The 12,616-nt window shown below is 48.6% G+C and carries 11 protein-coding genes; 6 read left to right on the top strand and 5 right to left on the bottom strand.

What is annotated here, in order from left to right; genetic code table 11:
• Positions 1-137: 137 nt before the first annotated feature.
• Positions 138-2,225 (top strand): putative bifunctional diguanylate cyclase/phosphodiesterase, encoded by a 2,088-nt coding sequence (locus ACXAGR_RS00210; protein WP_474847400.1) that lies wholly within the window; start codon positions 138-140, stop codon positions 2,223-2,225.
• Between the two features lie 12 nt (positions 2,226-2,237).
• Here the strand turns inward: ACXAGR_RS00210 and ACXAGR_RS00205 are convergent, their stop codons facing one another.
• The 3 genes from ACXAGR_RS00205 to ACXAGR_RS00195 all read right to left on the bottom strand — a co-directional run bounded on the left by ACXAGR_RS00205 (position 2,238) and on the right by ACXAGR_RS00195 (position 4,969).
• Positions 2,238-2,654 (bottom strand): hypothetical protein, encoded by a 417-nt coding sequence (locus ACXAGR_RS00205; RefSeq protein WP_474843391.1) that lies wholly within the window; start codon positions 2,652-2,654, stop codon positions 2,238-2,240.
• Positions 2,654-3,856, bottom strand: coding sequence for a hypothetical protein (locus tag ACXAGR_RS00200; RefSeq protein ID WP_474847398.1), 1,203 nt, complete (start codon positions 3,854-3,856; stop codon positions 2,654-2,656). The genes ACXAGR_RS00205 and ACXAGR_RS00200 overlap by 1 nt, the downstream gene beginning before the upstream one ends.
• Positions 3,857-3,928: 72 nt before the next feature.
• Positions 3,929-4,969 carry a PLP-dependent cysteine synthase family protein gene (locus tag ACXAGR_RS00195; RefSeq protein ID WP_474843395.1) on the bottom strand — a complete coding sequence of 347 codons (1,041 nt, stop codon included), beginning with the start codon at positions 4,967-4,969 and terminating at the stop codon, positions 3,929-3,931.
• A gap of 248 nt (positions 4,970-5,217) precedes the next feature.
• Here ACXAGR_RS00195 and ACXAGR_RS00190 point away from each other — a divergent pair, with 248 nt between their 5' ends.
• Positions 5,218-5,460, top strand: coding sequence for a TIGR03643 family protein (locus tag ACXAGR_RS00190; RefSeq protein ID WP_474847396.1), 243 nt, complete (start codon positions 5,218-5,220; stop codon positions 5,458-5,460).
• Positions 5,461-5,541: 81 nt separating this feature from the next.
• Here ACXAGR_RS00190 and ACXAGR_RS00185 read toward each other — a convergent pair whose 3' ends face one another.
• Positions 5,542-6,279: a 3-keto-disaccharide hydrolase gene (locus tag ACXAGR_RS00185; protein ID WP_474843399.1), complete on the bottom strand. Its 738-nt coding sequence runs from the start codon at positions 6,277-6,279 to the stop codon at positions 5,542-5,544.
• A 242-nt stretch (positions 6,280-6,521) separates the two neighbouring features.
• Here ACXAGR_RS00185 and ACXAGR_RS00180 point away from each other — a divergent pair, with 242 nt between their 5' ends.
• Positions 6,522-7,676: a DUF547 domain-containing protein gene (locus tag ACXAGR_RS00180; protein WP_474847394.1), complete on the top strand. Its 1,155-nt coding sequence runs from the start codon at positions 6,522-6,524 to the stop codon at positions 7,674-7,676.
• A gap of 81 nt (positions 7,677-7,757) precedes the next feature.
• On the opposite strand, the gene asd is transcribed toward ACXAGR_RS00180, so the two are convergent.
• Positions 7,758-8,879 carry an aspartate-semialdehyde dehydrogenase gene (gene asd / locus ACXAGR_RS00175; protein WP_474847392.1) on the bottom strand — a complete coding sequence of 374 codons (1,122 nt, stop codon included), beginning with the start codon at positions 8,877-8,879 and terminating at the stop codon, positions 7,758-7,760.
• Between the two features lie 374 nt (positions 8,880-9,253).
• On the opposite strand from asd, the gene nhaC reads away from it, so the two are divergent.
• The 3 genes from nhaC to cyoA all read left to right on the top strand — a co-directional run bounded on the left by nhaC (position 9,254) and on the right by cyoA (position 12,614).
• Positions 9,254-10,675 (top strand): Na+/H+ antiporter NhaC, encoded by a 1,422-nt coding sequence (nhaC, locus tag ACXAGR_RS00170; protein ID WP_474843405.1) that lies wholly within the window; start codon positions 9,254-9,256, stop codon positions 10,673-10,675.
• A gap of 408 nt (positions 10,676-11,083) precedes the next feature.
• Positions 11,084-11,494, top strand: a complete 411-nt coding sequence (locus ACXAGR_RS00165) for a hypothetical protein (RefSeq protein ID WP_119502468.1) — start codon at positions 11,084-11,086, stop codon at positions 11,492-11,494.
• Between the two features lie 181 nt (positions 11,495-11,675).
• Positions 11,676-12,614: a ubiquinol oxidase subunit II gene (gene cyoA / locus ACXAGR_RS00160; protein WP_474843407.1), complete on the top strand. Its 939-nt coding sequence runs from the start codon at positions 11,676-11,678 to the stop codon at positions 12,612-12,614.
• Positions 12,615-12,616 lie beyond the last annotated feature (2 nt).

The raw sequence follows: 12,616 nt of genomic DNA, 5'->3' as shown, positions 1-12,616 counted from the left end.
CCCGTTATTTTCTATATTTATGATTATAAAATCGCCATGCAGGAAATTGCACAAGCAACACCAATGCGCTTTATAAATCCGTGACTATACTCTGAATAGACCAAGTATATAAAAGTCACGCCATCCGGGGTTAATGTTTGAAAAGCCTTCGCACAGAAATTGCGGCAATAACGCTTATTTCTATTACCGTCATCAGCGCGCTGGTGATGTGGGTGTCGTTGCGTGTTTACGAAGGTCTTTACGAAGAATTTGTCTCTCAGGAGCTGCAGGCTCTGTCTGAGAACCTGGCGAATGACTTGCTGCCACATATGACCGCAGATGACGAGTTCCCGCTCATCAGTGTACTGCTTCGTTTAGATGAATATGACAATGTGGAATTTGCCCGTGTCTATAATACGCAAAGCGAGATAGTTAGTGCTTACATCGGCTCTGCACTTGTTAAACACAGGCAGCATTCAGGAACTGAAAGCTCTACCGAAGATGTGAGGCTACACGAACTGGACTACGGACTTCATATTGAAGACAGCCATATCCGCGTAGTTAAAATAATTGGTGACCCGGCCCTGCCTCAGGGCAAACTTGTCATTTCCTATCTTATTGAGCAGTCACTTGCAGACAGCCAGAGAAAGTTCATCGTAGCCATTGTGCCCTTTGTTATTTTCATTCTGCTTATCGCCGTGTTTCTCGTACTGGAATTACAACGCCGCTCCCTGCAACCATTGTTTAAACTCATTGAGAAAATGCGCCGCGTAGAAGAAACCAAAGATTACGCCATAGAAGTAAGCATTGAAGGGAAGTCGGAAATCAAAGCTCTCACCCACGGCTTTAACAGCATGATGTCAGACATCAACAAACAAACCGAACTTAACCGGCAGAAAAATAAATTACTCACCCGTCAGCAGGAGCAAATGGAAAAGCTGGCGAACTTCGACCCCCTTACCGGATTGCCGAACCGGCAGTTTTTAATGAAGTGCCTGAACATCGAGCTGGCCAGAGCCAAGCGGGAAGAAAAAGATGTCGCTCTGCTGTTTCTTGATCTCGACGGGTTCAAAATGGTGAACGATTCCTTCGGTCATGACGTGGGTGACAAATTGCTTTGTAAAATTGCTGATGTGATCAGTGACAGCCTGAGGCTGGATGATGTTGTCGGCCGGCTTGGCGGAGACGAATTTGTCATCATTCTTGGGGAATGCAGTTCGGTGGAACAGGTTGAAGAAGTAGCTGCACGGCTGGTTGAGGCTATCGGCAGTGATCAACTGGTCGATCAATGGAAACTGGAAACAGGCGTAAGCATCGGTATTGCGCTGGCAAAGGACTGCGACTTCAGCCTGACCACCTTAATGAGCAATGCGGATATTGCCATGTATCATTCCAAGCGAAACGGTCGGGGTCAGTTCACCCTGTTCACCCGCATGATGCAGGACGACAACCACCGTATGATCCGCATCTCTACCAGTATTCACACGGCGATTGAAAACAATGAATTCTTCCTTGTCTATCAACCTAAAGTGGACCAGAGCAGTAAGGTGATGGGTTTTGAAGCATTGATCCGCTGGTATAACCCTCACCTTGGCATGGTGTCACCGGCAGAATTTATCCCCATAGCTGAGCAGAGCAATAAAATATCAGTCATCACACTCTGGGTCATGGCGCAGGTATGCAAGGACGTAAAACACATTCTCAGACAATACGGAGAAGCCACAACGATTTCCCTGAACCTGTCAGCCAATGATTTAAAGGACGAAACGGTCACTGCTTTTGTTCTGGAAAAAATACGAGAGCTTGGCGGACTGGCTGGCGCCATTGAGTTCGAAATTACGGAATCTGCCTACCTCAAAAGTTTTCAGGCGGGGAACGCGTTTTTTGATGATCTTCGCGCACTGGGATGCAAAATAGCACTTGATGACTTCGGTACAGGGTATTCTTCTTTAAGCTACCTCACCGAATTCAGCATTGATACGCTGAAAATCGACCGTCAGTTTGTCAGTCAGATTGGAGTCTCACAACGTTCAGAACTTATCACCGTCACCATTATTGAGATGGCACGTCACCTGAAACTGAAAGTCTGCGCCGAAGGCGTTGAAACCCTGGACCAGGCAACGTTTTTGATAGATCACGGGTGTCACCTTTTACAAGGCTATTATTACGGCCGGCCAGAGCCGATTTGTGAAAATAATGAAGAGGACGGGTTAATTCCCGCCCTCGAAAGCCAGCATAGTATGTAGCAAAACCACCTTTCAGCCCGAGGTGTACAGCACTGTCAGTGTTTCCGGCAGCGTCACATCTGCAGGGAGATAGCCCACACTGCCCTGATTTTCCAGTAAGTATTCCATCATGGCGTCCACAGATTGCACCTGAACCGGCGCCTTATTTCTGCCGCTGAACCGCATTTGCGCCCAGTATGACTGAATGCGTGACTCTGTGAGGCCCACAATACGTGCGTTAAAGATAAGCCTGGTTTGCGCGCCGGGGACAAGTGTTACCGGTTCAAGCCCGGACGAAGCTCCGCCCATAAACAGATTGCGCACTTCATGCTTTTCCATGGTGCCTGCCGGCTCTGCAAGATTTGCTACCACAATAATCTCATCACTGGCTTTTGCAGGCTGTGACGACATTAACAGCGCAAGGGTGAGAGTAAGATTCATCAACTTCATCAGAATACCCACTCCAGTCCGAACTGGTACAACACGGCCTGACGGTCAAAGTTTTCGGAGCCCGCTTTTAACTCGAACAAAGAGGTTTTACCGGGCTCACCGTCTAAAAACGTTACTTCCGCTTTCAGTGCCATGCCCGGGCGGAAGTCCCACCGCCCGGTCAGGGTAACAGAATCCAGCACATCGGTGGGAAATCTGGCCTGCAGTTGCTCCACGCCGTAGTAGAGCATATCAAGCTGAGGATCCAGACCAACGGGGATAGTGTTGTTCAGTTCCCCGAGGATCTGATTGGATTTGGCGTAGGTCACTAGTAACTGGTAATCACCGAAATAGCGTCCCAGCGTGACATAGTAGTTTTCGATACCGGCCAGAATATTAATGGTGGATTCCACGTCTACATATTCTGCAGACATAAACCAGTCCAGGCTGTCGTAGCTTATTCCCACAAGGTAGGCATCCACCTGTCCCGTTAATGAAAAATAATCAGCTAAATCATCAAATCCGGTGGCTTTCAGTCCGCCGGTCAATTCTCCCAGACCGGCAATATCCGCTTCCACATCGGCAGAAATAAACGTGGCACCGCGCAGTTGCCAGCCCCGGTAACTGATTTCGGCGATACCGCCGTAAATCTCTTTCACCTCAATGTGAAAGCTCTCCCCGCTGGCTTCAATGTCATCAGAAAAAGAGCCGTAGTATCCTTCCAGCCCTATATAGACATCGTCAATGTTGAACTGATAGCGAGCGTTCCCTCCTTCGTAGCGGGGAAAGAACAGATAGCTGCCGTACAACTGTCGGGGAGGAGATATCCAGGGATAGGCGTATCCCACGTCAAATACGTCAGAATACTGGAGATACGGTGTACGCAACCGGCCTGCTTTAAATTGCCAGTTTGCGTTGGGTTCATAGCTTAAGTAGAGCCATTCCAGCCCGGAGCCGCGACTTTCATCACTGTGCAGAAGCACCTGCCCGGAGACCGATACCGTGCCGGTCAGTGCATAATCAGCCTGTAAGCCCAGCAATGACTTCTCTGAGACACTGACTTTATTCTCATAGCCTTCAAAGTAAGCCTGATCAGTATCCAGATAGCCGGCCACCACGCGGGCGAACCCTGAAAATTCCACGGGGAAGTCGTCACTGGCATTATTGCAGGGTGAGAACAACAATGCGGCAGTGAAGACAACTGTTAAACCTGACTGTTTCAACCTGTGAGATCACTTTATCCAAACTCATACCTGTTTTGAGTATTATTCAAAGTGTCATTTTTACCAGCCGGTTTATGCAAATTTTTGCAACTGCTCAGTGTAAACGCTGATGTCCCCGAACATTTTCTCTACCCACTGCAGATTGTGGTAAGTATCAAGATAACGCTCACCACTGTCACACATCAATGTAACGATAGACCCCTGCTCTCCCCGGGATTGCATTCCTTCAGCCACCTGCAATGCGCCCCACAAATTAGTACCGGTTGAGGCGCCGGCGCGGATCCCGGCAATATCTGCCAGCCAGTGAATGGTGGCAATACTGGCTTTGTCTTCCACCTTCAGCATTTTGTCGATGACATCCGGCTGAAAGGACGCTTCTACTTTGGGCCTTCCTATACCTTCAATGGCACTCCCCCGCTGACTGGTTAACGTGCGGTCTCCGGACTGATAGCTGTCGTAAAACACGGAATGCTCAGGATCCACAACAACCAGCTCTGTCGCCAGCCCCTTATAACGGATATAACGGCCAATCGTCGCTGAGGTACCGCCGGTACCGGCGCTCATGACCACGGTGTGGGGCACGCTGTGAGGTTCAGCCGACATCTGGCCGAAAATACTTTCAGCAATGTTGTTATTGCCCCGCCAGTCTGTGGCCCGCTCAGCAAACATGAACTGATCCATAAAATAGCCGTCACACTCCTGCGCCAGCCGGACGGCTTCATCGTGCATATGGGTGGGACATTCCACAAAATGACAACGCCCGCCGAAACGGGTGATCAGGTTAATTTTGCTTTGTGCCGTGCTGCGGGGCATTACCGCGATAAACGGAATACCCAGCATACGGGCAAAATATGCTTCAGATACAGCTGTGCTGCCGGAGGATGCTTCAACGATAGTCGTGTTTTCACCAATCTTGCCGTTGCACAGGGCATAGAGAAATAAGGAACGGGCCAGACGATGCTTTAAGCTACCGGTGGGATGGGTACTCTCATCTTTCAGATAGATATCAATACCCTTCAGATTAAGTCCTTCGAGCTTAATAAGGTGCGTATCAGCGGAGCGCTGAAAATCCGCATTAATTTTCCTGATCGCCTCTGCAACCCAGTTTTTCATAGTGAGGTCCGTTTTTGTTTGTATGAAGTCAGTATAAAAGCATCAGCAGGGAATCTTCCCGCATTTTTTGGCTGCAAGTCCGGCGAAAGAGAAAAATAATTGCAGACTATGAACTTAAAAGAGAATAAAAATGCAAAGAGATACTCTCTTTGCTGAGCCAGACATTAAATATCATTAAACCATACCGCAGACTTGTTCTGTACTGCCTGATCTCCGCTATGCTACCTGCCCGTAAAAGAGGAGCTTGTATGACACCGGCAGAATTGTCCCGCGTAGTAGAAATGGCGTGGGAAGACAGAACCCCGTTTGAAGCAATAGAGAAACTCTACGGACTCAATGAGTCCGCAGTAATAAAGCTCATGCGAAAGGAGATGAAACCATCATCCTTTCGCATGTGGCGGAAACGTATGCAGGGAATACAAACTAAACATCTGAAGTTACGTCATCCCGGCATTGAGCGCGCTTACTGCCCGACACAGTACAAACGCTGACGGCTCTCAAAGCGTTACGGGCTTTAAACAGGCTGCCGCCTGAGCGCAGGAAGCCCTTTTCTCCGCTTCGTTGTAGCCAGCTTACAATTCTTTTATTTTGATATTCCGGAAAGCAACGGGTGATGTCCATTCCTGCAGCACGATGTGCCCTTTGGTAGCCTTGCCGAAATCAGCAAAGCTTTTAAAGTTGGACTGAGATACCCAGTCTTTCCATTCTTGACTGCCAAGGTCAACTTTCGCGGTTAAATTGCCATTCAGGTAAAAGGCCACTTCACCGTTATTTTGCTTGATAACCGACTGATTCCACTGCCCCTGCTCATGCACTGAAGTTTGTGTAAGCTGTGCGGAATAACCATACAGGCACCCCGGATTTTTCGCCGGCTTTTTATTATCGATATGTTCAGGACCCAGAAGCTGATATTCAGGTCCGGTTTGCCAGGCAAGCTGATTTTCCGGGTTTTCCTGAACATTAATGAACACACCGCTGTTACCATCTACGGTTGTTTTCCATTCGAAGGCCAGTTCATAGTTTTCAAATTCAGCATCTGATGTCAGGTCGCCATGCTGAACACCGCTGGTACGCAGATCGACAGTGATAGTGCCGTCCTGCACTATCCATGAAGGCTTAGCATCAGGATGTTGAAATAAGTGCCATCCATCCAGTGTCTTGCCGTCAAACAGCAACTTCCAACCCTCTTTGACTTCAGTTGTGGTCAGCACATTTTGCTGAGATGAAGATGTAGCAGCCATTGAACCGGCACTAAAGGCTGACAATGCACACACTGCCAGCAGCAATTTCTTATGTTGGTTGATTTTCACAGACCATCCTTAACAATATTCCCGAGGTTTACAGATAAGTGTGTCCCTAATCTGCTGAATGAGACATTACAGTAACATCTTTGTTACTTCCATCGGCTCCCGGCCTTTTTCTTCCGGTGTCATACTCAGTGCGGCAGACTTCCGCACATGCCTGGCATAACCGGCCCTCCCTATTTGCTTTCCTTTGTCCCGGGGCGTATAAAAGACAGTACATAAAGTGTTCAAACAAAAGGATTATTGTGATGAAGAATGCCTGTTGCCTGTGCTTTGCATTCCTGTTTATCAGCCTGCTGAGTTACGCCGGAGAAGCTGACGTACCTGAGGTGTTCAGGGGCCATGCGCAAGACAACATGCTTTATCTGCAATATGACGATCTGGACACATTTTTAAAAACATTTGTTTCCGTGACCGGCTGGTCTGAAAGGCAAAAAGCGGAGAACATAGATTCCAGAGTGGGTACGCGCCTGAAAGTACGCATTAATCCGCTGACGGTACTGGAGGGTAATAAATTCTACTTTACCGCCTTTGACAATGAACAGGTGGTTTCCACGTTGGCAGATATGCAGGCCAGTCTGATGTCTCTGCCGGATGAAATTCCTTTGCCTCTTCTCAGTGCAGATGAGCAACTGGCATACTGGCTGAATCTCTATAACTTCACCATGCTAAATGAGATTGCTAAACGCTATCCGGTCTACAGCATGAGTCGCTACCTCGATCCTGAAGAAGACAAGTATTTCCTTGATGACAAAGTCACGATAGTGGCAGGGATCCCTCTCAGCCTGAATGACATTAAAGACAAAATCCTGAAGGAAAAATATGACAGCAATCCGCTTATCCTGTATGGCCTGTTTCAGGGCAATATTGGCGGCCCCGGCATCCAGAAACGGGCATTCCGTAGTCGCGGAATATGGCGGACACTGAAGAAGTCTGCCACTGAATTTATTAATTCAAATCGTGGCACCTACTACGACGGCAAGGTTTCAGTGTTCTATGAGCGCAACCTGAACTGGTTTCATAACGATGAGGCGGCATTGAAAGCGCATATCCTGATGTATCTCGGCGGTGAAATGACTGAGGAGATCGATAAGGCAGAATCGCTGGATTTCGCCATGAAAGACTGGCAACTGGCAAGCGTAATGGGTGATCAGCGTAGTTACGGCGGGTCTGGTGCGACCAACAGTGCGGCTATGTTAGATTCAGTTGTAGTGAGCGGCAGCGCATTAGTTCCCACTCATATGATGGAGGAATGGGTTTCTAAAACGCCGGCGAGCACCCGTTTATCGCCGTCTCAACTGGCAGTACTTGATGATCTGCGTACCCGGTTCGCTGTGGCCCGGGGCTCGGTATCTGTCACCGATCTCAGCGAAGAAGAGGCGAAGTCAGACAAAGACCAGTAGCCACTGGTAAAAGGAATTCCGGACCAAACAAAAAGGGCGATGTTTTCACATCGCCCTTCCGTATTATGCTTTTTTAACGTTTCATGCGTCCAGGATAATCCGCAGCATGCGACGCAGCGGTTCAGCCGCGCCCCACAATAACTGATCACCGACAGTGAAGGCGGAAATGTATTCCGGCCCCATTGTCAGTTTACGGATACGACCTACAGGAATCGATAAAGTACCGGTTACTTTTGCCGGCGTCAGTTCCTGCATGGTGATCTCACGGTCATTCGGGATCACTTTCACCCAGTCATTGTGCTTCGCCAGTAAACCTTCGATTTCCTCGACACTCAGGTCTTTTTTCAGCTTCAGAGTAATGGCCTGGCTGTGACAGCGCATTGCACCAACACGAACACATAATCCGTCTACCGGTACCGGTGAGTCCTGAGTACCCAGGATCTTGTTGGCTTCAGCCTGCGCTTTCCATTCTTCACGGCTTTGACCTGACGGCAGTTGTGTGTCGATATACGGGATAAGGCTGCCGGCCAGTGGCACACCGAACTGATCTGTCGGGTTTTCATCAGAGCGGATAAATTCAGCGACCTGACGGTCGATGTCGAGAATAGCTGTTGACGGGTCGTCTACCAACGCTTTCACATTACCGTACACAGCGCCCATCTGACTGAGCAATTCACGCATGTGCTTTGCACCGGAACCGGAGGCCGCCTGATAAGTCATAGGCGATGCCCACTCAACCAGATCGGCTTCAAACAAACCACCCAGCGCCATCAGCATGAGCGATACTGTACAGTTACCACCTACATAGGTTTTTACGCCGCCCTGCAGACCTTTATCAATTTCACCACGGTTTACCGGATCTAAAATGATCACCGCATCATCTTTCATCCGCAGTGCTGAGGCAGCATCGATCCAGTAGCCATTCCAGCCGCTTTCCCGCAGGGCCGGATAGACTTCTTTAGTGTAATCACCACCCTGACAGGTAATAATAATATCCTGCTTTGCCAGTGCTTCGATGTCATTGGCATCTTCTAGTACACCGCAATCTTTACCGGCGAAATCCGGCGCAGGTAACCCTTTTTGAGAGGTCGTGAAAAAGGTTGGCTCAATGAATGAGAAATCGTTTTCTTCCTGCATTCTTTGCATTAATACAGAGCCGACCATACCGCGCCAGCCAACTAAACCAACTTTATTTTGAGACATTCTCTGAACCCTTCTTGTGTCCTTCCCGGCGCCTGTCTGACGGCAAAACCTCTTGCGGGCTCTTTATCTTTTGCCGTTGTTCACCGGAAACCTGTTGTAAAGGCCGCAGTCTATAAAGAAAGTCACGGCTTTGCCAGCAGCATTTGTTATCAGCAATAGCTGTTTTTCATACAAGACGGGTAATTTCCGTTGAATAGTCAGTATTGCGCGATGTTGTGATTGCGCTGTGTCGTTGATTCCGATAGGGTAGAAATTAGCCAGAAGAATAATAACCTATTGATTTAGATTAACTTACCTGCCTTCTCCGGCCACTGAGATAATAAAAGAGCCCGCTTTTATCAGCAGGAATGGAACATATACAAGGATGCAGAATCATGCAAACAGTCAGACAACCTTCTCTGCTCCAGGTCGGATTACTCGCCGGCGTAATTATTCTGATGATAATTGTTATGACCCAATATACTCCGCTTCCTATTCAGCTGGCGCTTCTGGGCGCCTGGTTTGCCACCCTCGGGCTGGGGAAATGGCTCGGTCGCAGTTATGAATCCATGCAAAACGGACTGCTTACCGGCATCTCTCAGGGTATGGAAGCCATTCTTGTACTCATCGCAGTGGGCGCCCTGATTGGCAGCTGGATGGCCGGCGGCATTGTGCCTTCTATCATTTATTACGGTTTGTCTGTAATGACACCTCAGATATTCCTGTTCGCCGCCTTTTTTATCTGTGCGGTAACTTCCCTGGCGACCGGTACATCCTTCGGTACTATCGGTACCGCAGGCATCGCCATGATGGGGATTGGTGAAGGCTTTGGTCTGCCCGCTCCTCTTGTCGCCGGTGCTGCCATATCAGGGGCTTATGTGGGAGATAAATTGTCCCCGCTGTCTGACACAACCGTGATGACGGCCTCATTATGCAGAGTTGACCTCATCGAACATATTAAATCCATGCTTTATATCAGCGTACCTGCAATCGTGATTGCCAGTACCCTGTTTTTGTTCACCGGCATTCTCACAGGCCATCAGGGAAGTACCGGACGGGCGACAGAAGTTATGGCTGTTATAGATGCCTGGTTCACGGTCAGTCCGTTTATGATCTTGCCAGCACTGGCGGTCATCACCCTGCTAATTCTTCGTCAGCCGGCGGTTCCGGTTATCTTCTTTGGTGCTTTACTTGGGGTTGTCTGGGCCGTCTTATTTCAGCAGCAGGATGTCATACCGGCATTGGAAACGCTGTATGGCGGAAGCTACATCGAATCTGATGACAATGTTATCGCCGTGCTGCTGAACCGCGGCGGTATGGTGTCTATGCTGCCAAATATTCTGCTTATCATTCTGGCTCTGGGCATCGGCGGCCTGATGGAAGCCACCGGTGTACTGGCTACCATTACCACCTCACTGCAACGCTGGGCTGATAACGTAACAAAATTGGGTTTATCCACACTACTGGCAGGGATCATTGGCAATATATTGGGTGGCGCGGCCTATGTATCACTGATTACCGCCAGCACGATTACCGGTAAAAACTATGATGCGACGGGTACGGACCGGCGGGTACTGTCCCGTAATGCAGAATCCGGCGGAACGGTGGTGACACCGATGATTCCGTGGTCAGACGGCGGGGTATTCATGGCCACTACCCTGGGTGTGACCACAGCAGCTTACCTGCCTTATTTATGGTATCACCTGCTGGTACTTGGCATTGCTATTCTCTACAGTTTTACCGGCTGGTTTCATTTCAACAACGCCATCCGGCCCGCAAAAACCTTTACTAACGAACAAAAAACAACCGAATCGTAGTTGCAAAAATCGCAGGTTCACGCTCCTTATCTGAATATTTCCACTATTTAACTATTGTTGCGCGATTGTTAAATCCACAACAAAATCAGGGACTATCGGTAAGGATAAAAGGAAAAAACTACGACTTTGGTCATGCGTCCATAAGACCTTAGGAGCGATCAGGTCGGATATTGACTCATATTGTCTGAAATTGATATGGATCAACCCCGCCCCAAATGAAAACAAAATGTTAACTGCGATCACAATGCGTTTTCACGCCTGCCGGAAATCTGTTCTCAGTCTCTTTCACTTCACTTGAGTCCCCGGTGATTTTTCTCTACTCTCTGACGCCCGAAGACTAATTTCCTGTTGAAAAGTCGTTTCGAGACAATTCAGCATGACCGGTACACACGAGGACAGATAGTCAGCATGATTACCTCATTGCTCACCAACAATGCTTATGCGGTTTCTTTAAACCGTATGGCAATTGACAGCACCACGCGTGTTGGGGTGGTGCTTTGGCTGGCGACCCTCGTACTGGTATTCAATGTGTCTTTAATTATCAGCGGTATCATGGCGGACTCATCGGAGTTTGTTGGTGCCCTGCATGACAACCTTGTTGTCGAACCTCATTCCCTGGCAGTGATGCACGAAGCATTATCTGTGTTCTTCTTTTCAGCAGTCCTGCTTATCTGTTTATTGGGTATACAGCTACAGCCCGCCCCGTTAGCGCGCGCCGGTGTAGCTGCCTCCCCGAAACCAGTTTTAATCGTTAACGACGATTACCGACAGCCGTTTGTACAACAATCTGGCAGTCGCGCACCACCTTCTGACAAGTGATTTTCTGTTGATTACAGACGTGCCTCAGGTACGTCTGTAATCAAGAGCGCGTCGCGGGTCACTCCTCTGCTGGTTCACGCCGTGTTCACTTGTTCGAAAACCTTCGATAGTCACTATCGGAATATTACGCGTGTCGTCTCTGACGGCAATAACGTTGAACCCGGGTTATAGGAAAATGCTTTTGTCTATTCGTAACCTTTCTAAATTAGCTTTTGCGTCAATCGTGCTGTTACTGGCCGGTTGTAGCGGTGGCGTACTTGATCCGAAAGGACAGGTAGGTATTGAAGAAAAGAACCTGATCATTCTGTGTACGATTCTGATGCTTATCGTTGTTATTCCGGTGATTGTACTGACGCTGTATTTCGCCTGGAAATACCGCGCGAGCCGCGACTTTGAAGTCTACACACCGAAATGGGCTCACTCTACCAAGATTGAAGCCACGGTTTGGTCTATTCCAATTCTGATCATCATTGCACTGGGCATCATTACGTGGCAATCAACCCACGCATTAGACCCTTATGCACCGCTTGAAGATAAAGGCGAGCACATGACTGTTGAAGTGGTTTCACTCAACTGGAAATGGCTGTTCATTTATCCTGAGCAAGGCATTGCAACGGTAAACGAGTTGGTGATTCCGGCTAACAAGCCAGTTTCATTCAAAATCACTTCTGAAGGCACAATGAACTCGTTCTTCATTCCTCAGTTGGGTAGCCAAATCTACTCAATGGCGGGCATGGAAACTCAGTTACACCTGATTGCTGATGAGCCGGGTACCTATAAAGGTATTTCTGCAAACTACAGCGGTGCAGGTTTCACTGGTATGAAGTTCGACACCATTGCAACGCCAACTGAAGCTGACTTTGATGCCTGGGTTCAGAAAGTGAAATCAGAAGGCGGTTCACTGACTTCTGAGAACTTTACGCAATTAGCTGAAGATAGTGAAAACCACCCTGTCACTTATTACAGCACGGTCAGCGACGGTCTGTTCCACGAAATCATCATGAAGTACATGAAAGATCATGGCTCTATGGATTTCTATGGTAAGCCAGCTAATGCCGCTACCGGTGTAAAAGCCGAAGCGATGCAGCACAAAGGCCATCACATGGGGGTTGAAGAGTAAGT

This window comes from Alteromonas sp. ABH4_457 (assembly GCF_056160625.1).
The sequence above is the reverse complement of the archived record's forward strand: the minus strand, read 5'-3'. Positions and strand labels throughout refer to the sequence as shown.